Origin of the sequence: Chryseobacterium sp. MA9, assembly GCF_024399315.1 — a bacterium.
GTDB lineage: Bacteria > Bacteroidota > Bacteroidia > Flavobacteriales > Weeksellaceae > Chryseobacterium.
Map to the genome: position 1 here is coordinate 4,891,581 of NZ_CP075170.1, position 26,418 is coordinate 4,917,998.

25 protein-coding genes are annotated in these 26,418 nt (G+C 35.9%); 18 read left to right on the forward strand and 7 right to left on the reverse strand.

Features of this window, described 5'->3' with window-relative positions; genetic code table 11:
* Positions 1-114 precede the first annotated feature (114 nt).
* From KIK00_RS22340 to KIK00_RS22375, 8 genes are all read left to right on the forward strand, one after another.
* Entirely contained in the window at positions 115-669 is a 555-nt protein-coding gene (locus tag KIK00_RS22340; RefSeq protein WP_255814443.1) for a hypothetical protein, read from the forward strand.
* 20 nt (positions 670-689) lie between these two features.
* The gene (locus KIK00_RS22345; protein ID WP_255814444.1) at positions 690-1,352 is read left to right on the forward strand and encodes a copper homeostasis protein CutC; all 663 of its coding nucleotides are present in this window, start codon (positions 690-692) and stop codon (positions 1,350-1,352) included.
* Between the two features lie 104 nt (positions 1,353-1,456).
* On the forward strand, positions 1,457-1,783 hold the full coding sequence (locus tag KIK00_RS22350) for a GxxExxY protein (protein ID WP_370647757.1): 327 nt from the start codon (positions 1,457-1,459) through the stop codon (positions 1,781-1,783).
* Complete coding sequence (locus KIK00_RS22355; protein ID WP_255814445.1) at positions 1,776-4,244, forward strand: glycoside hydrolase family 2 protein; 2,469 nt, start codon at positions 1,776-1,778, stop codon at positions 4,242-4,244. Before KIK00_RS22350 ends, KIK00_RS22355 begins: the two co-directional genes overlap by 8 nt.
* Before the next feature lie 167 nt (positions 4,245-4,411).
* On the forward strand, positions 4,412-5,320 hold the full coding sequence (locus KIK00_RS22360) for an AEC family transporter (RefSeq protein ID WP_255814446.1): 909 nt from the start codon (positions 4,412-4,414) through the stop codon (positions 5,318-5,320).
* A gap of 200 nt (positions 5,321-5,520) precedes the next feature.
* A complete protein-coding gene (gene priA / locus KIK00_RS22365; RefSeq protein ID WP_255814447.1) occupies positions 5,521-7,968 on the forward strand; it encodes a primosomal protein N' in 2,448 nt (815 codons plus the stop codon).
* 161 nt (positions 7,969-8,129) lie between these two features.
* The gene (dacB, locus tag KIK00_RS22370; protein WP_255814448.1) at positions 8,130-9,599 is read left to right on the forward strand and encodes a D-alanyl-D-alanine carboxypeptidase/D-alanyl-D-alanine-endopeptidase; all 1,470 of its coding nucleotides are present in this window, start codon (positions 8,130-8,132) and stop codon (positions 9,597-9,599) included.
* Between the two features lie 84 nt (positions 9,600-9,683).
* Entirely contained in the window at positions 9,684-11,612 is a 1,929-nt protein-coding gene (locus KIK00_RS22375; RefSeq protein WP_255814449.1) for a M1 family aminopeptidase, read from the forward strand.
* A gap of 65 nt (positions 11,613-11,677) precedes the next feature.
* Here KIK00_RS22375 and KIK00_RS22380 read toward each other — a convergent pair whose 3' ends face one another.
* Both KIK00_RS22380 and KIK00_RS22385 read right to left on the reverse strand, forming a co-directional pair.
* Positions 11,678-12,169: a cupin-like domain-containing protein gene (locus tag KIK00_RS22380; protein ID WP_255814450.1), complete on the reverse strand. Its 492-nt coding sequence runs from the start codon at positions 12,167-12,169 to the stop codon at positions 11,678-11,680.
* 14 nt (positions 12,170-12,183) lie between these two features.
* Positions 12,184-12,555: a cupin-like domain-containing protein gene (locus KIK00_RS22385; RefSeq protein WP_255814451.1), complete on the reverse strand. Its 372-nt coding sequence runs from the start codon at positions 12,553-12,555 to the stop codon at positions 12,184-12,186.
* 158 nt (positions 12,556-12,713) lie between these two features.
* Here KIK00_RS22385 and kbl point away from each other — a divergent pair, with 158 nt between their 5' ends.
* From kbl to gldG, 5 genes are all read left to right on the forward strand, one after another.
* Positions 12,714-13,910: a glycine C-acetyltransferase gene (gene kbl, locus KIK00_RS22390; protein ID WP_255814452.1), complete on the forward strand. Its 1,197-nt coding sequence runs from the start codon at positions 12,714-12,716 to the stop codon at positions 13,908-13,910.
* 326 nt (positions 13,911-14,236) lie between these two features.
* Positions 14,237-14,554 carry a hypothetical protein gene (locus KIK00_RS22395; RefSeq protein ID WP_255814453.1) on the forward strand — a complete coding sequence of 106 codons (318 nt, stop codon included), beginning with the start codon at positions 14,237-14,239 and terminating at the stop codon, positions 14,552-14,554.
* 1 nt (position 14,555) lies between these two features.
* Positions 14,556-15,107 carry a CopD family protein gene (locus tag KIK00_RS22400; protein ID WP_255814454.1) on the forward strand — a complete coding sequence of 184 codons (552 nt, stop codon included), beginning with the start codon at positions 14,556-14,558 and terminating at the stop codon, positions 15,105-15,107.
* A 59-nt stretch (positions 15,108-15,166) separates the two neighbouring features.
* Positions 15,167-15,895 (forward strand): ABC transporter permease, encoded by a 729-nt coding sequence (locus KIK00_RS22405; RefSeq protein ID WP_255814455.1) that lies wholly within the window; start codon positions 15,167-15,169, stop codon positions 15,893-15,895.
* A gap of 4 nt (positions 15,896-15,899) precedes the next feature.
* Entirely contained in the window at positions 15,900-17,570 is a 1,671-nt protein-coding gene (gene gldG / locus KIK00_RS22410) for a gliding motility-associated ABC transporter substrate-binding protein GldG (RefSeq protein ID WP_255814456.1), read from the forward strand.
* 83 nt (positions 17,571-17,653) lie between these two features.
* Here gldG and KIK00_RS22415 read toward each other — a convergent pair whose 3' ends face one another.
* From KIK00_RS22415 to KIK00_RS22425, 3 genes are all read right to left on the reverse strand, one after another.
* Entirely contained in the window at positions 17,654-18,472 is an 819-nt protein-coding gene (locus KIK00_RS22415; RefSeq protein ID WP_255814457.1) for a DUF2314 domain-containing protein, read from the reverse strand.
* A gap of 39 nt (positions 18,473-18,511) precedes the next feature.
* Complete coding sequence (locus KIK00_RS22420; RefSeq protein WP_255814458.1) at positions 18,512-19,141, reverse strand: hypothetical protein; 630 nt, start codon at positions 19,139-19,141, stop codon at positions 18,512-18,514.
* Between the two features lie 119 nt (positions 19,142-19,260).
* Positions 19,261-19,689, reverse strand: a complete 429-nt coding sequence (locus KIK00_RS22425) for a DUF4268 domain-containing protein (protein WP_255814459.1) — start codon at positions 19,687-19,689, stop codon at positions 19,261-19,263.
* Positions 19,690-19,863: 174 nt separating this feature from the next.
* On the opposite strand from KIK00_RS22425, the gene KIK00_RS22430 reads away from it, so the two are divergent.
* From KIK00_RS22430 to KIK00_RS22445, 4 genes are all read left to right on the forward strand, one after another.
* Positions 19,864-20,271 (forward strand): Rrf2 family transcriptional regulator, encoded by a 408-nt coding sequence (locus KIK00_RS22430; protein WP_047376986.1) that lies wholly within the window; start codon positions 19,864-19,866, stop codon positions 20,269-20,271.
* An 89-nt stretch (positions 20,272-20,360) separates the two neighbouring features.
* Positions 20,361-20,537, forward strand: coding sequence for a hypothetical protein (locus tag KIK00_RS22435; RefSeq protein WP_255814460.1), 177 nt, complete (start codon positions 20,361-20,363; stop codon positions 20,535-20,537).
* 1 nt (position 20,538) lies between these two features.
* The gene (locus KIK00_RS22440) at positions 20,539-21,426 is read left to right on the forward strand and encodes a sulfite exporter TauE/SafE family protein (RefSeq protein ID WP_255814461.1); all 888 of its coding nucleotides are present in this window, start codon (positions 20,539-20,541) and stop codon (positions 21,424-21,426) included.
* A gap of 88 nt (positions 21,427-21,514) precedes the next feature.
* Positions 21,515-21,805, forward strand: coding sequence for a putative quinol monooxygenase (locus KIK00_RS22445; protein ID WP_047376912.1), 291 nt, complete (start codon positions 21,515-21,517; stop codon positions 21,803-21,805).
* A 117-nt stretch (positions 21,806-21,922) separates the two neighbouring features.
* On the opposite strand, the gene KIK00_RS22450 is transcribed toward KIK00_RS22445, so the two are convergent.
* Positions 21,923-23,215 carry a T9SS type A sorting domain-containing protein gene (locus tag KIK00_RS22450; protein WP_255814462.1) on the reverse strand — a complete coding sequence of 431 codons (1,293 nt, stop codon included), beginning with the start codon at positions 23,213-23,215 and terminating at the stop codon, positions 21,923-21,925.
* A 195-nt stretch (positions 23,216-23,410) separates the two neighbouring features.
* Positions 23,411-24,217 carry a T9SS-dependent choice-of-anchor J family protein gene (locus KIK00_RS22455; protein WP_255814463.1) on the reverse strand — a complete coding sequence of 269 codons (807 nt, stop codon included), beginning with the start codon at positions 24,215-24,217 and terminating at the stop codon, positions 23,411-23,413.
* A 95-nt stretch (positions 24,218-24,312) separates the two neighbouring features.
* Here KIK00_RS22455 and KIK00_RS22460 point away from each other — a divergent pair, with 95 nt between their 5' ends.
* Positions 24,313-26,418 (forward strand): TonB-dependent siderophore receptor, encoded by a 2,106-nt coding sequence (locus KIK00_RS22460; RefSeq protein ID WP_255814464.1) that lies wholly within the window; start codon positions 24,313-24,315, stop codon positions 26,416-26,418.

Genomic DNA, 26,418 nt, shown 5'->3' on the forward strand with positions numbered 1-26,418 from the left:
CCAACAAAAAATAAAAATTCAATGGAAATGGGCTTATCCTGGCCGGTGGCGAAGGAAATCCATTGAAAAACATCAATGATATCTATTGGCTTTAGCCAAAACCTAAAAATAAATATGAAAAGAACGATTATCGCTTCCTTATTTCTGATTATCGCATGCAAGGAAGAAAAGAAGGAGATTAAAACAGATACCAAACCACAGCAGACAGAAGAGAAAGTAGTTTTAAATAATGAATCCAATGAAGCAGAAGATGCTAAAAAATGGTTGGAAAAGAACATTGTCGATTATTTTAAAGCTGATATCGGAAGTGAAGAAAAGAATATGCAGAAGATCACCACCAAAGATTATTTCAATTATAAAACGGATGCTACAAATGTAGATATGGATGTGGATGGAAGTCTTACTGAAAAAGAATTTCAGGACAAATGGAAATCGAAATTTGATACCAGTAAAGCAGGACTTGGAGTCGGTTTCCTGATCGCGGCACAGGACTGGAATAAAATTGAAGTCGGAAGCTGTGAATTAAAATCCACTTCAAAAGATGAATATATCTTTAATGTAGTGTTGAGAGATGATGGTTTTAAAGCCCAGTATCCCTCTGTGATAAAAGTAGTAAAAGAAAATGGTTCCTTTTTGATTGCAGATGTATTGCAGGATGAGCCGAAATAAAATTAAACAGATAAAGTACAATGTCAAAAATAGAAATAGCGTGTTTTAATCCTGAATCGGCGGTAATCGCTTTTGAAAACGGAGCAGACAGAATAGAATTATGTGACGGGCTCAGTGAAGGCGGAACGACCCCGGATTTTGAAACCATGAAAAGGCTTCGCGAAAAAATTAATATTCCAATTTTTGTAATGATCCGCCCTAGAGGAGGAGATTTTACCTATTTGGATTCAGAATTTGAACAGATGAAAAATGATTTGGTTCATTTAAAATCATTACATGCAGATGGTTTTGTATTCGGTATTCTGGATGATAATGATGAGGTTAATATAGAACAGAATAAAGCTTTAGTTGAATTAGCTGCACCGCTTCCATGTACGTTCCATCGTGCTTTTGACCGTGCTGCAAGTCTTGAAGAATCTTTAGAAAAAGTCATTGAATGTGGTTTCACAACCATCCTTACTTCCGGCCAGAAACCTAATGTATCAGAAGGAAAAGAAAACCTTAAGAAACTGGTTGAGCTCTCCAATGGAAGAATAGAAATCCTTGTTGGAGGCGGACTTCGCTCATCCAATATTGAAGGAATAAGAGCGGTTACCAAAGCAGGTTATTTCCATTCTTCAGCTATTACTGATGGTGGTGCTTTTGCGAACCCGGTTGAGGTGATTGCATTGAAGAGCAAATAATATATTGCTAAAGTTGAAGCTTTGCGTTTACAAAGGACACAATTAAAGGAACATACAAATAAACGACCGAAAATGAATTATCCTACAAAATAATAGGAGCAGCTATAGAAGTACATAAGAACTTAGGAGTTGGTCTTTTAGAAAATGTATATAAAGCAGCTTTAGCTTATGAATTAAAGATGCAGGGGCTTAATGTTAGGCAACAGTTATCCTTACCTTTAAAGTATAAAGAAGTATACATAGAAAATGCATACAGAATTGATTTGATTGTAGTAGTAAAATCTGTATTAGAGCTACATCCTATTTTTCATTCACAGGTATTGACGTATCTGAAACAGACTAATATAAAATTGGGATTACTTATTAATTTTAATAATGAACTTATTAAATATGGAATCCATAGAATTGTAAACAAATTTATTGATGAATAGAACGATCTTTTTTGCTTTCTTTTTCACACAGAATATCCTTTCTGCACAGTTTTCACAAAGAAACTTATCTTACGAAAATTGGCAGTTCAAAAATTCAAAAGATCAAAACTGGCTTCCTGCGAAAGTACCGGGAACAGTTCATCTGGATTTAATGGATAACAAGATTATTCCGGACCCTTTTAAAGATGAAAATGAAAAAAAAGTACAATGGATAGAAAATGAAGATTGGGATTATCAGACAGCATTTACAGTTTCTTCCCAGGAATTAAAGAACGATAATATTGATTTGGTTTTTAATGGTTTGGATACGTTTTCTGAAGTTTATCTTAATGGTAAGCTCTTAAAGAAAACAGATAATATGTTCAGGAAGTGGAATATTCCTGTGAAACAATTTTTGAAATCAGGTAATAATATATTGCAGATTAAGTTTACATCTGCGGTAAATACAGGAAAGGAATTGGCTAAAAAAGTTCCGTTTACTATGCCGGAATCACCAAGAAGTTTTGTGAGAAAAGCACAGTATCAGTTTGGCTGGGACTGGGGACCGAGACTTGTCACAGCAGGAATATGGAAAGACGTTCAGTTAGAATTCTGGAATAATGCTAAAATTATAACCGTCAAAGATATTCAGAACAGATCTGCTAAAGCTGTTAATAATTTACATTTTGACGTAGAAATTTATGCTCAAAATGCCGGAGATTACACTTTGGATCTTAATAAAACCCACCAAAAAATATCTTTAAAAAAAGGAATCAATACAATTACGGTACCTTATGATACAAATGGGATGAAACTTTGGCAGCCTAACGGACGTGGTGAAGCCAATCTTTATGATTTTGAAATAAATCTTTCAAAAGATCAGAAAAATATTGATGTTAAAAATATCAGGATAGGGTTAAAAACTGTCGAATTGGTTCAGGAAAAAGACGAAAAAGGAAAATCATTCTACTTTAAAGTCAATGGGCAGCCATTGTATATCAAAGGAACAAACTGGATTCCTGGAGATAGTTTTTCACCAAGAATGACCAAAGAAAAATACAGGAAGCTGATCAAAGATACCAAAGACGCTAATATGAATATGATCCGTATCTGGGGCGGTGGTATTTACGAAAATGACGAATTTTACAAGGCCTGCGATGAAAACGGAATCTTAGTCTGGCAGGATTTTATGTTTGCAGGAAGCTTTTATCCGGCAGATGAAGCTTTTTTAAACAATGTAAAAGAAGAAGTAAAAGATCAGGTCAACAGATTACAGAATCACCCGTCCATTGCTTTGTGGTGCGGAAATAATGAAATTGATGAAGCTATTGTCAACTGGGGATATCAGAAACAGTTCAAATATTCAGAAAATGATTCGTTGCAGGTTTGGAAAGACTATAAAAAATTGTTTCATGATGTGATTCCAAATGCATTGGCGAAAAATCTGAAATCTGATAAAAATATATATTGGCCGAGTTCTCCGTCCATCGGCTGGGGACATAAAGAAAGCCTTACAGAAGGAGATTCTCATTATTGGGGAGTTTGGTGGGGTGAGCAGCCATTTGAAATTTACAATGAAAAAGTAGGACGTTTCATGTCTGAATATGGTTTTCAGGGCACACCCAGCCTTCAAACCACAAAATCAATGTTTTCAGGAACTCCGGACTTAAATCTGCAAAACTCAACAATCAAAGCGCATGAAAAGCATGCCCGTGGCTGGGATATCATTAATGAATACCTGAAAAGTGATTATAAAGTCCCCGCAGATTTTGTACAGTACAATTATGTTTCACAGCTATTGCAGGCAAGAGGAATGCAGATTGCAATTGAAGCCCACCGTCGTGCAAAACCTTATAATATGGGAACGCTGTATTGGCAGCTTAATGACTGCTGGCCTGTAGTTTCATGGTCGTCCATAGATTATCTTGGAAACTGGAAAGCCTTCCATTATCAGGCAAAAAGAAGTTTTGAACCTGTATTGATATCAATTGTAGAGACCGAAAAAAATTATGACGTTTATCTGATAAGCGATCTGTTGAAAGAACTGAAAACAGATACAAAGTTTGAATTAATTGATTTTAAAGGAAAAATACTTTGGAAAGCCAATCAATCCGATGTTATAAATGCTGATGTAAGTAAGAAAATTAAAAGCATCAGCAAGTCAGAATTGGCTCAGTTTAATCTGTCTGAAACTGTTTTGAAGGTCAGTGCTGAAAAAGATGCAAAATTTGAAAAACTTTTCTTTTTTAATAAGCCTAAAGAATTAAAACTTTCAGAACCGGAGATAAAAATCAGGAAAATTTCACCTACAGAAATTGAAATATCAACAGACATTTTAGCCAAAGATGTTTACCTGATTGGAGATACCCATTTCAGTGATAATTTCTTTGATCTGTTACCGGGAACTTCAAAAAGAATTACCCTTTCAAAACCTTTGGAAAAAGTTGAGGTAATAAGTCTTTGGGATGTAATGAAGAATTAAAATATATTTTGAAAAAACGCCTCAGGTAGTCAAACCATGTCAAGGTTCAAAACCTTGGAATGGTTGATAAGTCTTATCTCATGTTAGAAATCCTGCCAAAAAAATATAAATTTTAGCCTTCCAACTCAAAAATCAGCCTTAAATTTGCATCATATTTCTTTATAATTATGGTAAATTTTGTTCTGATTGCAGTGTGCATTATTGCAGGAATGATATTCAAAGCAACAAAATCTATCCACCCTGATGCTCACAAGGGTATCAATACCTGGATCCTTTATCTTGCTCTTCCGGCAGTTTCATTTAAATACCTGCCTAAAGTAAAATGGACAACAGAGATGCTGTTCCCAATTGCAGCCACATTTTTAATTTCTGTATTCTGTTTCTTCTTTATGATGTTTTACAGCAAAAGCAAAGGTTATTCAAGGCGTTCCAGAAGTACTTTAGAACTGGCAAGCGGTTACAGCAATACCTCATTCATAGGATTTCCCTTAATCAGTGCCTTTTATGGAGAGGGCCTCTTGAGTATTGCCATTATTTGTGATCAGACAATGTTTTTTGCTCTTTCTACGCTCGGGATTATTGCTGCCGTGAAAGGAGGAAGCAGATCAGGAAAAGTAAGCGCAATATTTATTTTAAAAAGACTTGTCACGTTTCCACCATTAATAGGCTGTATCTCCGCTTTGGTATTGTCGCAGTTCATTGATTTTACGATTGCAGAACCTTTCTTTGATAAGCTGGCAGCAACAGTAAGTCCGTTAGCTTTATTTTCAGTTGGATTACAGCTGAAATTCAACGGATGGAAAAAACTGATTCCCCAGATGTCAATGTCGATGCTTTATAAGCTTATTCTGGCACCGGCAATTGTTCTGGGAATGGCTCTGTTGTTCGGAATAAAAGGAGATGTGGCTAAAATTACCGTATTTGAAGCGGCAATGCCTACATTGGTTACCTCCAGTATCATCGCAGAACAGTTCAGACTGAATACAAAACTGACCAACCTGATCATCGGAGTCAGTATTATTGTTGGATTTTTTACTTCCGCATTTTGGTATGAGATGACCGAATACTTTTTTTAACTGCAAAAGTCACAAAAGCTTAAGGTTAAGTTTTGACTATGTAAAGTACACTTAAGCTTATTATTTAAAATATTATAAATGTTTGGCCTTTTGTGGTTAGTCCAGAAAGTTTAAATCGATGTTTTGAATGAGACGAAAGAATTTCCACAAAGTTGCAGTTCTCTGAAGAAAAATATAATTTTACACTTTAAATATTTCCCTTGCAATACGCTCAAATTGTTTTACCACTGAATCTCAAAGGATCTTTCACCTATAAAGTTCCCGAAGAAATGATGTCCGAAATTCAGCCCGGAATGCGTGTTCTGGTGCCATTTGGAGGAAAGAAAATCTATACAGGAATAGTATTTGAGCTTCATGACAATGCACCGGAGAACTTTGCAGCTAAGGAAGTCATCAGCATGCTGGATGATAAACCGATTCTTCCTGAAGAACAAATCAGCTTCTGGAACTGGCTTTCCGGGTATTATCTGTGTAGCCTTGGTGAAATTTACAGATTTTCATTTCCTTCTTCTTTGAAACTGGAAAGTGAGACTTATCTAAAATTAAAACCAGGTGTGGTAGTTGATTTTGAAAATCTGGATGTCAATGAAATGTATCTTATTCAGGCACTGGAAGTACGCCAGCTGATCAACCTGACGGATATTGAGGCTTTTATTCCTAAAAAAGATATCATCAAGACCATCAATTCACTTATTGATCTTCAGTATATTGAGATTGATGAAAAAATTGCTGAAAAATATAAAGCTAAAGAAGTAGCATATGTAAGAATTAATGATGAGGTTTTGGCCAATCAGAACCTTACGGATGTTCTTTTAAAACTAAACAGAGCTCAAAAGCAGAAAGATCTGTTCCTTCTTATTTTAGAAAAACAAACCGAAAATCCTGATGCTCCTATCAAAAAGTCTGACCTGTTTGAGGATGGTTATTTCGGAAGCTCCCACTTCAAGCCGTTGGCAGACAAAGGTCTTGTAGAGGAATATTATATGCAAAAAGACAGAATTGAAAGCTATGAAGGAGAGCTTTCAGAGCTGGAAGAACTTTCAGAACAGCAGAAAATAGCAAAATCTGAGATTGATGAAGCTTTTGAAGAAGGAAAAAATGTTCTGCTTCATGGGGTAACTTCATCAGGGAAAACACATATTTATTTAGAAAAAATTGAAGAATGTATCAAAGAAGGAAAGAATGTTTTGTTTTTACTTCCTGAAATTTCCCTGACCAAACAAATTACGCAGAGATTAGAAAAAAAATACGGACGGCAACTAGGATTTTATCACCAGAAACTGACCGATTTTGAAAGGGTAGAAGTTTGGAGAAGAATCAAGCAGAACGATATCCGTATTCTGATAGGAACCCGTAATGCTTTGTTTTTACCTTACCAGAATCTGGGGCTTATTGTTGTAGATGAGGAGCACGATTCGGCGTACAGGCCAAGAGAAGTTTCTCCTTATTTTAATGCTAAAGATGCATCATTGGTTTTAGGTGGATTTTATAATGCGGGTGTGATTTTAGGATCAGCAACTCCTTCTGTTGAAAGTTACTACAGAGCCCGAAAAGATAAAATGAGATATGTTTTCCTGAATGAAAGATTCGGGAATGTGAATCTGCCGGAATATGAACTGATCAATTTCAAAGAAGCCCTGGACTCTAAAAAGGTTTCCGGAAATTTCTCCCTGAAACTTGTTGAAGAGATTAAGAAAACAGTAGATGAAAAAAAACAGGCGATTGTCCTGCACAACCGTCGTGGCTATTCTAATGTAATAGAATGTGAGAGCTGTGGTTATGTCAATTACTGCTCCAATTGTGATGTGGTGATGACCTATCATAAAGCAGCCAATGAAATGAAGTGCCACTATTGCGGGCAAAGAGCTTCAAAACCGAAAACCTGTCCAAAATGCAATTCCGAAAAGCTTAACGAAAGAGGAGTAGGGGTAGAACAGATTCACGAGGAAGTTTCCAACCTCTTCCCTGAAAATGAGGTGGATAGAATGGATGTGGATTCTATGCGTAAGAAATTTGCCTATGAAAAGCTGTATGAAAAGATTGAAGACGGAGAAACAGACATTATCGTAGGAACTCAGATGATTTCCAAAGGACTGGATTTTGATCATATTGAACTTGTTACAATTCCAAAAGCAGATTCCTTATTATATGTACAGGATTTCAGAGCAGAAGAAAGGGCCTATCAGCTGATTACACAGGTTTCAGGAAGAGCCGGAAGGGTTTCAGGAAAGGGGAAAATCCTCATTCAGACATTTAATCCTGATCATTCTGTATTTCAGTTGATCAAGATGAACAATCCTGCAAAGATCTATAAATATATTCTTACTGAACGCCAGAAATTCCATTATCCGCCTTTTACCAAGCTGATTATGATTGAAATGAAACACAGAAGGGAAGACAAAGTAGACCGTGCTTCTCAGTTTATGGGTTCCATTTTAAGAAAATATCTTCCGGAAGATTGTGTTTTAGGTCCTGAAAGAGCTCAGATTTCAAGGCTGAATAATCTATATCAGTTCCAGATTATGCTTAAGCTTCCCCGTGGGAAAAACTATGAGAAATTCAAAAATCTGGTTTTGATAAGTTTGAAAGAATTTGATGAAATTACTGCATATCAAAGCATTAAAAAAGATGTTTTTGTGGATTTTTAACAATTTTTAACAAACTTTACACTCTTTTATAAGACGCTGGTAGCTCGTTGTATAACAATAATTTCTACTTTTGGACGTTGATTAAGTGTTTGGCTTTTTAATTGAATGATTTAACCTATCATTTTTTATAGAGTCAAAACTATAGAACTAAAAGAAGATAGATGGTAAATTTCAGAAAATATATTTCAAGTGCGGCGGTGTTGGCTTCTGGTCTTTTCCTGGCTCAGTCTACCGTTTCTACCGTTCTTTATTCTCAGAATTATGACAATCAGAAAAGCAGCTTAAATCTGCCTTCACCCGTTAGTACGATGGTGGAGAAAACTGTGTTGTCAGCAAAAGAACTTGTAGACATTAACGTAAACACAATGATGGCGGATCCTGTGCTTAAAAATGCAAACTGGGGATTCGTAGTGTACGATCCGAAAACGAAGAAAGTAATTTCTTCGTACAACGAAAATACTCCTTTAGTACCTGCTTCTACTACAAAGCTGCTTACAACGGAAACAGCTTTAAACCTGCTGGGTGAAAACTACCGTTGGATGACTCAGCTGGAGTATTCAGGAACTATAGATGAAAATGGAGTTTTAAATGGAAATCTTTATGTGATAGGAAGCGGCGACCCGTCTTTGGGAACCAACAAAGCAGGAGCCTCATCTTATAGAGATATCATTTCAGATTTCGTAGGCGGAGTTTCAAGAGAGGGAATCAAAAAGGTAAATGGTGATATTATCATCCAGACAGCGCTTTTCAAAGGCAATATTTCAGTGCTTCCGGAAAATGTTGTATGGTTGGAAAACAATAATTATTACTTGCCTGCAGGAAGTACCCGAGATATTAACCCGGCCAACGAAAAACTGATTGTTAAAAAAGGAAGCTTCTCTACAGATAAGAAATTTTTCTACGTTTCTCCTTACAATCATCAGATGGTATATGCTGATAAATATGAAGGAAACGGAGCTTTAACAACTAAACTTCCTGATGCTCCTGCATATCTTGCCAATTCTTTCAGAACGACATTGGTGAAAAGCGGAATTCCCGTTACCGGAAAAGTAAGTCCAAAAATGACAGATTCGGCTCCGGAAGGTAGAAAAATGCTTTCAGCTTATAAATCTCCAACTTTAAGTGACATTATTTATTATACCAATCAGCACAGTGATAATTCATTGGCAGAAGCTTTATTAAGAACAGTTGGTTACCAGAAAATGGGTGATCAGACTTCAGAATCAGGCAGAATTGTGGTGACCAATCACCTGAAAGATGCAGGTTTTGATATGAATGGTCTTAATTATATGGATGGAAGCGGGCTTTCAAGGAGCAATAATGTAACGCCTATTTCCCAGGCGAAATTTCTAACCTCTTTGATGGATCAGAAATATTACAGATCTTACCTGACTTCTTTACCAATCGGAGGACAATCCGGAACGTTAAAAAGAATGTTCATCGGAGGAGGTAACGGACAGGTTTTTGCAAAAACAGGAACTTTAAATAAAGTAAAAACATTAGCAGGCTATCTTAAAACAAATTCCGGGAAAACATTAGTGTTCTCTTTAATGGTTAACAACTATTCCGGATCTGTTGATATGGTGAAAAAGAGAATGGAGAAAATTCTTGAACCTGCACTGGATCTTTAAAAATTTTTTATTTTATATATTATAACAGCCTTTTAATCATTGATTAAAAGGTTTTTTTTTATATTTGATTAAATTTTTCTAAACATGACAAAATTGTACCTTTTGGTGCTGGGATTTTTATTTTCTCAGCAGTTCTATGGCCAGAAGCTTGAACAAAACACTGATATGAAAGGATTGATCGAAAAAGAGAAAAAATCCTTTACACAAAAAATGAATATCGGGAATACGAATCCCAATACACTGAATTACGATTTACAGTATCAAAGAATGGATGTTACTCTTAATCCGGCTTCCAATAATATTTCCGGATCCGTAACTTCTCATTTTAAGCCTACTCAGAATATGGGGAGCATTTATTTTGATCTGACAACTTCTTTAACAGTTTCTCAGGTTAAATATCATGGAAACAACCTTGTTTTTCAACAACTTCCTTCCAATGAAGTGAAAATTGATTTTCAGACTCCGGTCACTGCCAATACGCTGGACTCTCTGACTATTCATTATTCAGGAGTGCCACCTAGTGCCAATGGAGCCTTTACAACTGCTACTCAAGGCGGAGTACCGGTACTTTCTACTTTGAATGAGCCCTATGGTGCGCAGGACTGGTTTCCTACCAAGCAGAGTTTAAATGATAAAATTGATAGATTTGATTTTAAAATTACAACACCATCTAACTATAGTGTAGCAGCCAATGGAAAGCTGATGTCCGAAACTTTTCCTACAGGATCAACGAAGCTTACTTTCTGGAGAACGATGTATCCTACACCAGCATATCTGATCGCGTTGTCTATTACTAACTTCGTCAAACTTACTGATACAATCGGAAACCCGCCTTTTCCTTTTGTGAATTATATTTATCCATCCACCAATTCAAATGCCACCAGTATAGCCAATATAAACTGGACAAAACAGGTTATGAATACTTTTGAAACCTATTTTGGCTCTTATCCTTTCCGTAATGAAAAATACGGACATATGGAATTTATGTACGGAGGAGGTATGGAACATCAGACTATGTCTTCCATGGGAGGTTGGAGTAGACAGCTTATTGCCCATGAACTTGCCCACCAGTGGTTTGGTGATAAAGTAACTTGTGGTGCATGGAATGATATCTGGCTGAATGAAGGTTTTGCAACTTTTGGAGAGCACCTTGCCAATGAAAAACTACTGATGACCAATACCGAATTCCTGAATTATCTGCAAGGTCAGTCCAACTACATTACAGCAAGTACAACAGGAACTGTTTATGTGCCAGATTCCGGACTTTCCAGTATCAACAGAATATTTGACAGCAGACTATCTTATTCCAAAGGAGGATATGTTTTGAGAATGCTGAAGTGGATTTTAGGAGATGTTGCTTTTTATCAGGCGCTCAAAGACTATCACGCAAGACCGAATTTGGCATACAGCTATGCGCGTACTGCGGATTTTAATGCTTCTTTACTTCAGTCTACCGGGACAGATTTTACGGAATTTTTTAATGACTGGGTGTATGGAGAAGGATATCCTACCTATACTATAAAATGGATGCAGGGCGGTAATCAGGCTTTATTTAAAGTTTCTCAGACACAAAGCAGTTCTAACGTAAGTTTTTTCGAAATGCCATTACCCATAAAAGTAACCGGAACTTCAGGGCAAACTGCTTATCTGGTCCTTAACAATACTTCAAATAACCAAAGTTTTTTAGAATCTGTAACATTCCCTATTGCAAGTGTTCAGTTCAATTATGAGTACCAGATTCTGGAGAAAAACTCTACCGTTACTCAGGATAATACCTTAAGTGTTTCTTCTGTTGAGAAAGAAAGTTTTGGACTTTATCCAAACCCTGCAAAAAATGAAATTAATCTGAAAGGAATCAACAGAGCTAAGGATTTTACAATTCATGCTGTAGACGGAAAACTGGTAGGAAAAGGAACTTATCAGCCAGGTAAAGCGATTGGGATTTCAGAATTGGTTCCAGGAACTTACTTCATTACGATTGATGAAAAAAGCATCAAATTTATCAAGCATTAAATTAATGATCGGAAAGTATAAATAAGTACTTTGCTTATCATTGACGATAAAATAATAAGAAGCTTTCAGATATGAAAGCTTCTTTGTTTTCTAACAGCTTTAGCTCCTCTTTTCCGGGCTATCTTTACTTTGTATTCAAACCATTTTTCTTTGAATAGTTTGCGCATGAGATTATCAAAATGTCTGGTGATGACTAAGTTTTTAAATCCTCTCCATTTTTCAAGCGGGCTTGATGGAAGTGCTCTTACAGATATGGAATACCCTTCTGTATCATACTGAATATAGTGCCACCATCCGGAAGGAATATAAAGCGTTTCACCTGGATGAATGACTGCTTCATAGCCATTTAAATAGCGTAGAGCCGGATATTTTCTGTAATCCGGATTTTTAATCTGAGCCAGACTATGGAAATTGTAGGGTAGTTTATACATAAAATCAGACTGTTCCCATGGGAAGAGCCAAATTCTTTTGATTCCTTGGAATTGTGTTATAAAAACGTGTGACATATCAATGTCAATATGATTTCTGGTTACAGAACCTTCACCTCCAAAAAACATAAAAGGCAGCCATTTCAGTATTTTACCACTTGTAACATCATTGTAGATAATATCATTTTAAGTTCGGGTTTTATTTTCAATAAGTTAAATAAAAAAAGCCGGTGTTCAGTAGGAGCAGACTGTATAAGATTGAGATATTCTGAAAATGTACTTTGTGCTATAGGATCACTTGCCACTCTATCAAGAGAATCAAGTTCACTGCCGTAAATATTTACCTTATGATCTCCTGCAATTTCTTTGAAATACTCGTAATTCCATTTTTTGAAGGCAGGGCTTTCCGGATGTATAAAATCTTTAATAATAACTGGAACTCTCGGCTTCATATGGTCCTTAATAAAGGTTTCTGTACTGATTTTCTTTATTTTTTGTACCGGCTTTAATCTCATACTTTCAAAATTTAAACAAATATAAATATTATCCTACTAAATTTATAGACTAATAGTGTTAAAACTGAAAACTGAACTGATTTTTTAGAATTAAACGTATAAAGGGTTTTATTTTACTGCCTTTTTAGTAAATTAGCACATCTAAAAAATTACTAAAAATGATCTCTGAAAAATACCTTCAACATTTACAGAACGAACTTCAGAATATTGAGAATGACGGACTTTACAAAAGAGAAAGAATCATCACTTCTCAGCAAAGTGCAGAAATAGAGGCTAACGGGAAAAAGCTTTTGAACTTCTGTGCAAATAATTATCTGGGATTATCCAACAATCCGGAAGTAATGAAAGCGTCTCAGGAAATGATTCAGTCTCACGGATATGGGATGTCATCGGTACGTTTCATTTGTGGAACACAAGATATTCACAAGGATTTGGAGAAAAAAATTGCTGACTTTTTAGGTCTTGAAGATACCATCCTTTATGCAGCAGCATTTGATGCAAATGGTGGTGTTTTTGAACCATTGTTTACAGAAGAGGATGCTATTATTTCAGATGAACTGAATCATGCTTCGATCATTGACGGTGTTCGTCTTTGTAAAGCAGCAAGATACAGATATAAAAACAATAATATGGAGGATCTGGAAGCTCAGTTGATTACAGCTTCTGAAAAGAACCACCGTTTCAAAATTATTGTAACAGACGGAGTATTCTCAATGGACGGTATTGTTGCAGACTTAAAAGGAGTTTGCGACCTTGCAGATAAATATGATGCTTTGGTAATGGTAGACGATTCTCACGCAACAGGTTTTATCGGAAAAACGGGCCGTGGAACCCACGAAGCTAATGAAGTAATGGGTAGAGTAGATATCATCACTTCTACATTAGGAAAAGCTTTAGGAGGAGCTTTAGGAGGTTTTACTTCCGGTAAAAAAGAGATCATTGATATGCTGAGACAGCGTTCAAGACCCTATTTATTCTCCAACTCTTTAGCACCTGGAATTGTAGGAGCTGCTTTGAAAGTATTGGATATGATTTCGGATAATACTTCCCTTCGTGATCAGGTAATGGAAAATGCAGAGTACTTCAGAACGGAAATGAAAGCGAAAGGTTTTGATATTCCGGACGGAGATGCTGCTATTGTTCCGGTAATGCTTTACGATGCTCCGCTTTCTCAGAAAATGGCTGAAAAGCTTATGGATGAAGGTATTTACGTGATCGGATTCTTCTATCCTGTAGTACCTAAAGGAAAAGCGAGAATCAGAGTACAGCTATCTGCTGCTCATACCAAAGAACATTTGGATAAAGCGATTGCGGCTTTTGAAAAAGTTGGAAAAGAATTAGGAGTGATTTCTTAATCATTACGTTGATTAAAATAATGGAAATATAATGTTCGGCTCGGGGCAGCAAAGCTGCCCCGAGCCGAACTATTTTTTATATAAAATCTGTTTTACTTATATTTTCCTGATCAAAAGAAATTTATTTTTAACAATTAGATAAAAACTTATCTTTGTGCCTGATTAAAATTGAGATGTTTTTAAAGTCCAAATATCAAGTTATATTTTCGAAGCCAAAAAAATCTATATTATCTAAAATTGAAGAGGGTATATTTCGCAGGTTTCCTGATTATAATGGTAAAAAATTTAAAGGTGAAGTAACTGATGATGGATTTGAAGTAAAAGTGATGGGAAATGAATACTTGTCTTTTATAGGAAAATTTGTTTCAGACAAAAATAATGAAGAGCTTCTTAACGTATCCATTGGAGTTAAATATTTTGATGTACTCATTCTTGTTCTTCTTTTAGGGATTTTTGTTCCTTTTTATACGGATGAAAATTCTGGAACCACGTATGGAATTATATTCATCTCTCTGGGGCTGGCTATTTTTATGGGATATTCTTATTACAATAATGTAAAGGATATGAAAAAGATTTTTTTTGATGTACTGAAGAATTTCGACCAGGATTGTAAAATTATTTCTATCAATAAATTTATTTATTAAAATGCTTTACACAATAATAAAAGCACTACACATTATCTTCATGGTAAGCTATTTTGCGGGGATTTTTTATCTCGTAAGGATTTTCGTTTACTATAAAGATACCGATGAATTTTCTGAAGAAAAAAAGAAAATTCTGAGAGAGCAGTACACCTTTATGGCCAGAAGACTGTGGAATATTATCACCGTTCCTGCGGGGGTAATCATGGCGGTATGCGGATTGGTCATGATCTTTTTAAACCCGGGACTGATGAAAATGGGATGGTTTCACTTAAAACTGACCTTCCTGATCGGGCTTGCCATTTATCATTACTGGTGTTGGAAAAAAGTTCTTCATTTAAAAGGCTTACATGGGGATACTCTGCCCATTGCCAATATCAAACTTAGACAGGCCAATGAAATTGCTACGTTCATTCTGTTTCTGGTCGTATTTACCGTTATTTTAAAATCGATGGTGATCGAATACTGGTGGCAATTAATTGCAGGATTTTTCGTTCTTGTATTTCTGATCATGATGACAGTGAAATTGGTTAATAAAAAAAAAAAAAACAAATAATTGTGGAGTAGGACGTATGTCTGAGAACATTCATCCTTTTTACATCTTACAAAAAAACTATGATTGCAATTTTAAAGAAAGAACTTTGGAGTTACTTTGGAAACTGGAGTGCATGGGTGATCATTGCCGCTTTCAGTCTGATAGCAACTCTTTTCCTATTCTTTTTCGACAACGATTCTAATATTTTTGAGATCGGAATGGCCTCACTGCAGAGCTATTTCGTATTGGTTCCATGGCTGCTGATGTTTATCATTCCGGCCCTTTCTATGAAAACTTTTGCGGAAGAACAGCAAACCGGAACATTAAACTGGCTTTTCTCACAGCCATTGAAGATTTCAGAACTTGTAACCGGAAAATTCCTTTCCGTATGGATTGTTGGGATTCTATGTCTTATTCCTTCACTGATTTACCTTTATACAGTATATGTGCTTGGAGTTCCTGCAGGAAATATAGACCTTGGAATGACCTTAGGAAGTTACCTTGGATTGATTATTTTAATTGCGGCATTTGCTGCAGTGGGAATTTTGGCTTCTTCATTGTCACAGAACCAGATTATGGCTTACCTGTTGGGTGTTTTCATGTGCTTTATTATGTATTTCGGAATCGAGCAGCTGGCAAGTTATAAATTATTGGGAGGTGCAGATTTTATCCTTCAGAATATTGGTTTCTATCAACATTTCTTAGGTTTTACAAGAGGACTTATTGATTTTAAAGATATCGCCTATTTTGTTCTTGTCATCGGGGCTTCATTAGTATTGTCCAATCATTTTATAAACAAAAAGAAGTAGAATTATGAAGAAGATCAATGCTAAATCTCCACTGGGAATATTCTTATTTGCAATTGTTCCTTTAGTAATTATCCTGACCTATTCGGGAATCAGATTAGACTTAACAAAAGAAAAAAGATATACTCTTTCTGATAGTACAATCAAAGTGCTGGAGTCCGTTAAAAAGCCTCTGACTGTTGAAGTATATCTGGAAGGAGATTTCCCGGCAAGTTTCAAACAGCTGCAAAGCGAAACGAAATTCATGCTGGAAGAATTCAGAAAAATTAATCCGAAGATCGATTTTAAATTCATAGATCCGATTAAAACAAAAATGTCTCAGGACACCCTGATGGCAATGGGGATGCAGCCGTCTATACTTCCGGATGTAAAAGATGGAAAGATTTCACAGATCACGCTTTTCCCATATGCAGTGATCAAACATGGAAATGACGGTGTTTCTATACCTTTGGTGGTGCAACAGGCAGGAATTGATGCTGATCAGCAGCTGACAAGATCTATTGAAGGATTGGAATATAACCTTGTTTCTAACATTAAAAATATTGCTGCTGCCAAGAGAAAAAAAATCGGAATTCTGGTCAATCATGATGAATTGAACCCAGATGAATTTCAGGGATTTGTACAGCTTGCAATGGAAAATTATGATGCAGGGCCTATTATTCCTAAAAACCAGACTGAACTTTCATTGGAAGATATCCCGTTATTGAGGCAGATGAGTGCTTTGGTAATTGCAAAACCAAGAAAAGCTTTTACAGATAATGAAAAAGTAATTCTTGACCAGTATATTATGAACGGAGGAAAAACACTTTGGATGATTGATGCAGTAAATGCTGAAATGGATACCTTAACAAGATCCAAAAAAGTAATGCCTTTCCCGATAGACATCAATATGACAGACTTCTTTTTCAATTATGGGATAAGAATTAATCCTGCTTTGGTAAAAGACGTTAAAAAGTTTGCCCTATTAAGACTGGTTACGGGAGAAGTGAGTGGAAACCCTCAATACACAAGCCTGCCTTGGCCTTATTATCCGCTTGGAATTGCTGAAAATAATAATCCGATCACAAAAAATATCAACCCCGTAAAATTTGAATTCCCAACTTCTATTGATACTTTAGGAGGAAGAAAAAATATCAAAACAAAAGTTCTTTTCGAATCCAGTGAAAGAACATTATTGAAACAGGTTCCGAACTATGTAGATCTGAAAGAAATTGCAAGCGTAGACAGTCTTGGACAAATGGAAAAAACAAGTACTCCAAAGATCTTTGCTGTGGCTTTGGAAGGAAAGTTTAATTCTGCCTATGCATCCAGAATTGAAAGAAAATCTTACCCTGGTTTCAAAACTTCGAGCCCGGAAAACAAAATGATCGTTATTGCAGACGGTGATGTAGGGAGAAATAAAGTGATCAAAGGAAAACCGCTTCCATTGGGCGTAGATCTGCTGACAAACGAGCAGTTTGGAAACGAACAGTTCCTGAGAAATGCCTTGGATTATTTGTTAGACGACAGTAATCTGATGGAGCTGAGAAACAGAAATATCGAAGAGAGACTTCTTGACAGACAACGAATTACTGAAGAGAAATCCACATGGCAGTGGCTGAATTTACTGCTTCCATTAGCAATTATCGGTCTTATCGGAGCATTGTTCTTCTGGTTAAGAAAAAAGAAATTTGGATAAAATATAATAAAGTCCGGAAGATGTTCTTCCGGACTTTTATTTTAACAACTTATTATTGAGTTGTAATAATCTTAATTAATAATTCATCTTTCCAATACAGGAATAAGGTGTTCCCAGTTCAGCTGTTTTGCATAATCTAAAGCGGTTTTTCCTTTTTTAGACTGGATATTTCTATCTGCTCCAGCTTCTAAAACAATCTGTACAGTGGTTAAATTCCCTGCAATGGTTTCTTTATGAAGAAGTGTCAGGCCGTCTTCATCAGCTTGGGTAAGTTCATCCGGATATTGTTGTAAGAACTTTGCAAATTCCTCCTTCATATTTTTACTCATTGGATGTTCGATAAGGTTTTCAGGATTTTCTTTTTGGTTATTCACGACAAGGATATCATTAAAATCTCCAAAATCAAGTTGCCAGGCATTATCGTGTTCCTTTCTTTCTGCATCAGACATATCAGCGCGCATTTTCTGGATGGTAAATCCTCCGTAAGCTTTCGGAAGTGGAGAGGAGGAGGATGAAAACAGTTTGGAAAGTCCCTTTGGTTTCTGTACACTCGGAGTGATGGCAAAAAGCCAGTCACTGATGTTTTGTAAAGGAATTTCAACATAATCACCCACCTGGACGTTCTTAAGGCTGTTGGGTTCATTAATCAAATATCCTCTCACATGATCTCCGTCAAAGAATATTTCATTAATCCACATATGTTCTACCAAATTTTCTCCGGTTTCTTCATCCTGCTCCTCAAAAGCCGTTTTAACGCATGATACATTAAGTCCGGGAATGATTCTTCTGTATTCCCAGGACTGTTCACGCCAGAAATACTTAAAGGTTTCCTGAGCCTTTTTGTAAGCTTCAATCATTTCAGGATCATTTCCGTCTGCAAAAAAAATTGGGTTCTCTTCCATTTAATAATTTTGTTGTGATTGGTGTGTTGAAAATATAGATTATTGTTGGTAGGATTCTTTGGGAAGTAAAGCGGCTGTTTTGTAATAGCTGATGTCGGTAGTTATCTGATCCTGAAGATCCTGGAATGTATCATAGTCATAATGTATCCAGTTTTCTTCATGGTCGGGATCCGGAGTTTTGTCTATAGCCAGTTCCAGTTTTCCGTCTTCCTGATAGCTGCATTCTATAGCTGCATATTTTTCACCCTTATCATCATTGGTATACCAGCATTTTATGGTTCTTTCGAGTTGTGGTTGATGGGTTTCGTTGTCTATAACCTGTGAGCAGATAAAGTTTTCAGGGTCGTCCGCTTTGAAAACGGTTTTAGAAATTAAGGGCAGTTCATCAACAGATAAGGAATAAAGTTTATTGGTAGAAATAATAAATCCATCACCTGTTTCTTTTTTTTCAATATCAAAAAAGTCAGATTTTTCCTTAAGATAATTTACTACCTGCGTCTCGTCTTCTTCGTCACTTAGAAAATAATTGATGTTGTAAACACTGTCTTCGTTGATGAATTCAATTTCTTTTAGGAAATCGGAACCTTCCTCATAATAATACAGATGATATTCGCTTAGCTTCACAGCTTTACTTTTGGAGATAATTTCTCCAAAAATGTTTTTGTACACTTTTCTCATTTTTAATCATGTTATTTAGTTTCATCTATTAGTTTAAGTGGTATCGCAAAGATAAGTTTTCTTTTTTATCTAAGCTTGAAGTGTGAAACAGTATTTATTTCGTAAGTATTTCATATATCCTTTATAAAATCCTCATATTCATAGTAAAACCTTTCGAAACCATCCATTTTGTCCACGAAAAACTCAAAAATTTCTTGCCAGGTATCTTTGTTGAAAATAGAAACACCATGTTTTTCTATCCATATTCTGCTGATAATCTTACCGTTTTCAAGGGTGAAGTATTCTTCTTTTTGAAAATCTCCAGTGAAATCTTTTAAGATATCTTCCAATGACCAGATCTTTTCGTAATAGGCGTTTCGGAAAATTTCGTCTTTCATTTCGATATCCAGAGAAACTTCTGCCTTTTTATTGTCGGCAGAAAATTTAAATGCCATATCCTTGATTTTGGTATCATAAAGAATCCATTTTCTGGGAAATGATTTTCCAAAAGCTGTCCAAAATTCCTTTTTTAACTGCTGTGCTTCTTGTTTGCTGAACATATGGCAAACATAATGATTTAATAGGAGAAAGGCAAAAATGTGGTATTGAAACCGTAAAATTACGGATAAGCGGGATAAGCAAAAATACGTAAAGACAGACCTCAAATTTGCAATTTACCATTCCATCATATCCACCCTTTTCAAATGTTAAACAATTTTCTTATTTTTGCTGTAATGCTTTCAAAAAAATCTCAATATGCGTTTAAGGCGCTTTCATATCTTGTAGAAAAAAGAAATGAAGGCCCGATTCTTATTTCTGAAATTGCGGAACACAAAAAGATTCCTTTAAAGTTTTTGGAAAATATCCTGCTTGAACTGAAAAAAGCGGAAATTCTTGACAGTAAAAAAGGAAAGGGTGGAGGATATTTTCTGAAGGAAAAACCTGAAAATGTGAAACTGGCCAAAATCATTCGTCTTGTAAACGGTCCTATTGCAATGCTTCCTTGTGTAAGTCTGAATTTTTATGAAAAATGTGACGACTGCAATGAAGATCACTGCGGACTTCATGATGTACTGATAGAAGTTCGGGATGCTTCACTGAATATTCTTGAGAAAAAAACTTTAATGGATCTGGTCGACTGACCTGATCCTTTTTTTTGAATTATTAGTCTACTTATTTTGTGGAATAAATATTTTTATCAGATATTTGCAATACTTCAAATGAATAAATTATGGTTTCAAAAGAAGAAGCACACCAATTACAAAAGTTTACACCTTCTATTATGACAGTGTTTTCAGCTGTTGCACCCACATTATCCGGAAAACAAATCATGTTCGGGCAAACAGCATATATTTTTGTTATCGAAGCTGCCGGTAATGAGGTAATATGTACTAAAACGATTCTGTAGTATGGTGATTTCAAGAAAAATCCAGGTAAGGCTTAATATCCTTTTTGTGACGGCTGTTATTATATCTATTGCTGTTTTTTCAATGTATGAACTGGGATATCTGGATGAACTCCTGAACATTTTAGCAAAAGATAATTACATTTTTTACTGGATGCTTCTGGTAGGAGTTTTTGCAGAAATTGTAGCAGGATCAATGGGTATGGGATATGGAGTGATCTGTACCACCACACTTATGCTTCTGAATATTCCTCCCCATATTGTAAGTGCAAGTATTCATTCAGCAGAAAGTTTTACGACGGCTGCAGGAAGCCTCAGCCATATCAGGTTGAAAAATGTCAGTAAGAGTTTAGTGAAGAAACTTGCAGTACCAGCAGTTATTGGGGCTATTATTGGTGCAGTAAGTCTTACTTATCTTGGAGAATATTATGCAAAGATCACCAAAACATTGATTGCTTTTTATACTTTATATCTCGGGATTCAGATTTTATCAAATGCTTTTAAAGAAAAACAAAGTAAAGCATTGAAAAGAAGAACCAATCTTACCAGACTGGGAGTGATAGGAGGCTTTATAGACTCTTTTGCTGGCGGTGGCTGGGGACCTTTGGTAACCGGGACGCTGATTAAAAATGCGTTTACGCCAAGATTTGCTGTAGGAAGTTCTACCGTAGCCAAATTTATCCTCACCATAACAGCTGCTGTTACCTTTTTCTTTACCCTGGGAATCCAGCATTGGAATATCATTCTCGGCCTTTTGATAGGCGGAATTATTACGGCACCTTTTTCAGCGATGCTTACTGCAAAGCTTCCTGTGAAGAAAATGTTTGTGATTATCGGAACATTGGTGATTGTGATGAGCTCTATAACTATTTATAAATCAGTTTTTAATTAAGAATTATGCACTGTATTGAAAAATAAAGGGTTCAAAAAGATATTCGGTTTTGAAAATATTTTACTTTTACATCACTAAATATTAGAACATGAATTTACATATCATTGCGCTTTTTAAGTTTAATGAAAATTATCTGATGGACGCCGTAGAGCTGTTTCAGAACCTTGTGAAAGAAACAAGAAAAGAAGAAGGCTGCCTGCAGTATGACCTTATTGAAGATAAAGATAATAAAGGAACTTTTTTCCTGATTGAGCTTTGGGAAAGTGTAGAACACCACAACAGACATAACGGTCAGGATCATCTTTTGGATTTCCGTAAAGATGCTTCCAAAATCATGGAGAGCTCAGCAGAGGTTTATAAAGGGTTTAAGATATATTAGTGTATTTTAAAGATTTAAAGATTTAAAATTTCTTAGCTTTAAACGAATAAAAGGCGGCTTCAATAGTTTGAAACCGCCTTTTTATTAGAAAAAATAGAAAGTATTAAAATAAAATATTTATTTCACGATAAGCTTTTTCGTTTCCGAATGGCCTCCGTAAGTAATTTTTACAAGGTAATTTCCTGATGTAAGCGTAGAAAGATTCAGATCCTGTTTGTAGAATCCTGCCTGGTTGGTAAGTTCCGCAGAATATACCTTTTTACCGGTAAGATCATAAACTTCTACATTTCCTTTGTTGCTTGCTTTTTCTTTAACATCAAAAAGAACTGTTACTTTTTTATCCGCTGTTGCCGGGTTAGGATAGATTCCAAAAGATGCCTTTTTTCCAACTTCAGTAATACCTAATGTTTCAGTAATCTTCTTGTATTTAAAATACATATTTCCTGTAGTTGCACCGCCGTTTGTAGTGAAGTACATTCTGTAGTAATCATTTCCTTTTTTGACGTAGTATACCACATCACTTTTAACGGTTCCAATCCCTTTCCATGAGTGTCCTACAGTAGTAATAGCTGATGAAAAACTTGCTGTTGCAGGGATTGTATAAGCTGTTGTTGCCTGAGTTTCCGGCTGTACCATTGCCACTTTGATGTTTGGGCTTTGAATCGCTCCGGAAAGAGGATACATCTGTACACCCATATAGAACGTATAATATTTAGTAAATATGAAATCCCATGCAGTTCTTGACGGTTCCAGACCAGGAACTTTTGCTCCAGTATCAAATGAGAAATAATTGAAATAAGAATCATCCGTTCCGTTAGCGATTGTTCTTGTTTCTGTGGCTTCCCATGAAGTACCGTTCCATTTTGAATATCTGAAAGTATATCCTGCAAAGGCATCTTCAATGGCAAATTTGATGTATGTTCCTGAAGGGTATTTTAAAACAAAAATAGCTTTTCCCTGAATATGGTGATTGATTGGGTTGTAAACTCCCCATCCTGTTGAAGGGATATTAGGGTTTGATGATGTTACAGGCCCTTGTTCAAAAGCTCCCTGGCTCCAGTCAGTTGTCTGATCCGGGTTATAAAGAGGAGCTCCCCATGAAGATTCGTTGTTGATGCTGATGTTATCCCAGTCTGCTAAATTGGTTGAGGCAGTGAATACTTCGATATCTTTAGCATCATTTATTCTTGATCCGAATGCGTAGTTTGAATTTCTATAAAAAGCAACATCCCAGGTATTGGCAGGCTGAGAAACCATATTACCATCTGCAAGGTTTACGAACACTCTGTTTTGGTATCCGCTCCCCATTGTCATATTTACCTGTGAGTACCCCTGTGCATCAGTTTGTGCCAAAACAGTCTGCTGAACAGACATTGCCAATACTGAAGCCAATAATAGTTTTGTTTTCATAACTTATTTTTTAATCCTTATTTAGAATGATTCCACAAAAGTATATAATTATTTTTAATGATTCTAAATAAAAACATGATTTTTATCGTGTTTTCATTTTAATCATATATTGGATAAGGGAAATAAGGAGCATAAAAAAGCCGGAAGGAAATATCCTGCCGGCTTTAAAAAAGGCAAATAATAGTCTAATAAACCTTATTTTTTAATGAATTTTGTTTGAATTGTTTTTCCTTCAGAAGTTTCAATATTCATATAATAAACTCCTGTCTGAAGTGTGCTGATATCAAATTTTTGTCCGGTTGGCTTTCCTTCTATAGTTTTTTGGCCTGCAGCAGAGTAAATAAGAATATTTTTAAGATCTTTTTTTGATATAAATTCCAATACTGTTTGATCAGAATTTAATGCAAATCTGATATTTTCTGTTACTTTATTGTGATCATTTACTCCTAAAGAAGCTGTAGTATTATAGACTACATTATCAACCTGGATCGCAACGTGTGTTGCTGTAGGAGTGAATTTAAATACAATATATGAACCTGTGGATGCCGGAATATTAACGCTGATATTCTGTACTGTACCAATAGTCGATACATTAATAGGACTTCCTACAGGAACGAATGTTGACATATCAGCAGGGTTGGATGCTACGCCTATCTGGATACTTCCCGGACCAGGAGATGGAGATACCAAAGTAGTATCAAAAGTTAATGTTTTATTTCCGGTTGGGGTTTCAACCTGTGGAGAGATCAGGTAAGAAGAACCTGTTGCATTATTTCCTGCATACGACTGAACGAATCTGTTGGAATCTCCCGCTACAATCATTCTTGGAGGGACAGGAGGAAACTCGCCAGTTATTGGTGCAACGATGGCAGACCATCCAAACTGAGGGAAAGTAGTATTCCCAGCTGTAAAATTATTGAAATTTTCATTGATGTTAGATACCTGAGCATTCGCTGTTAAGGCTGTAAACATCAGAGTTCCTAAAAGTAATTTTAATTTCATGAGATTATTTTTATTTAGAATTATTCCACAAAAATATATATTTATTTTTAATGAGTCTAAATAAAGTTTTATATTTGTCGAAAATTTGTACCCTTATGAAGAAGAAAGTGCTTTCCGTTCTATTATTATCCGTAGCCTTATGGATGAATGCGCAAGAAAAGGATTCTCTTAATCAAAAGAAAATTGAAGAAGTTGTTATTACAGGACAGTACATGCAGCAGTCTATTAATAAATCGATATATAAGGTTGATGTTATTGATGCAGAACAGATTAAAAATATGGCAGCGACTAATGTTGCCGAGGTTTTAAATCAAAGTCTTAACATACAAATCACTCCAGATACCCGTTCAGGAAATTCTACCGCCAATATCATGGGACTTAATGGAGATTATGTAAAGATCCTTATAGATAATATTCCGGTAGTAGGAGATACAGGGCTGGGAAGCAATATTGACCTTACCAAAATTACCCTAAGCAATATCGAAAGAATTGAAATTGTAAAAGGAAGTATGGGTGTTGAATATGGAAACGGCGCTGTTGCCGGGGTGATCAATATTATTACAAAGAAAACCGGTACAAAGAAAGTAAGTGTAAGAGGCTCTGTACAGGAAGAAACAGTAAGAGACAATTATGATCTTAAGAAAAGAGGGAACGGAAGACATATTCAGAACCTGAATATAGATTATAATATCAGCAACGAATGGTTTGCAAGCATCAATTTCAACCATAATCAGTTTATGGGATATGAAGGTGAAAGCAAAGGCTACAAATATTTCGGACAGGACAATCAGAGAGGATATGACTGGAACCCGAAAGACCAGTATGATGCCTCTGCATTGCTAAGGTATACAAAAAATAAAACAACATTTTTCTACAAACTGTCCTATCTTAATGAAAAATTTAACTTCTACAACCCAGAAGTAAGCCGGAATCCGCTTAATGACGGGATGGGTGGAGTATCTTATGAGAGCAGAGACAGAAAGTATAATACGGACCGCTGGGTGCATCAGTTTAATATTCAGACCAATCTGGGACATATCCGATACATGGGGGACTTCTCCTATCAGAATCAGGACAGAAAATATTATGACTACAATTACGATATTCCGAACAGAGCAATAAAGAGCCGTCAGGACGAAAAATCTTACTATAAAACAGACGTTATCTACTCAAGAGGAATGTTCAGTAATTTTCTGGATAGTAAAGTTTTTGATTTCCAGCTGGGGTATGAGTTAGATTACACTAATGGTTATGCTGCTTTGATTGCCGGAGACTTCTTTGGTGAAGCGGTAAAAAGAAAGATATTTACCTATTCCAATTTCCTTTCTGCAGAATGGAACGTTTCAGACAAATTCTCTTTAAGACCGGGAGTAAGACTTTCCCTTAGTGAGAACTTCAACAATCAGTACAACTACTCTTTATCAGCAAGATATAAAACTTCTGAGAACTCAAATCTTAGAGCCATCATAGGATCGGCAAATCGCTTCCCTAAATATGATGAGCTGTACACCTATTTTGTAAATCTTAACCATGATGTACAGGGAAATCCAGATTTAAATCCAGAAAAAGGATTCTCAGCAGGCCTTTTCTGGAACCAGAACTTTTCAGTGGATAATGGCTGGAAAATCGCTTACGGAGTGGATGCATTATATCTGGATGTGCGTGACAGGATTGAAATGGTAATGGTAAAAGAACCTTCTACCTACAAATACATGAATCTTAATACCTATAAAAATCTATTATTCTCAGCCAATGTAGATTTTAGAAAAGATCAGTTTGCCCTGTCTTTAAGAGGTTCGGTAAACGGAACATCTGTATCAATGAATGAATTAAAATCCTCTTCTCCTACAGACTTCCAGTATTTAGTACAGGCAGGAGCTTCAGCAACTTATAAACTGAAAAATACCGATACAAATTTTGCCCTTTACTATAAATTCACAGGTCCGGACAGAATTTATGTGTCTGACGGAACAGGTGGTTTCCGCCTGGGAAAAGTAGACAGCTTTCATATGATGGATTTTATCGTAAGCCAGCCTTTCTGGAATAAGCATTTTGAAATCTCCGCTGGGGTAAAAAATATATTTGATGTAACAAGATTAAACTCTACAGCAGTTGCAGGTTCAGCCCATGCAGCAGCGAATGGGGTTGTTAATTTATACTATGGCAGAAGCTATTTTGCCCGATTAATGTTTCAATTTTAA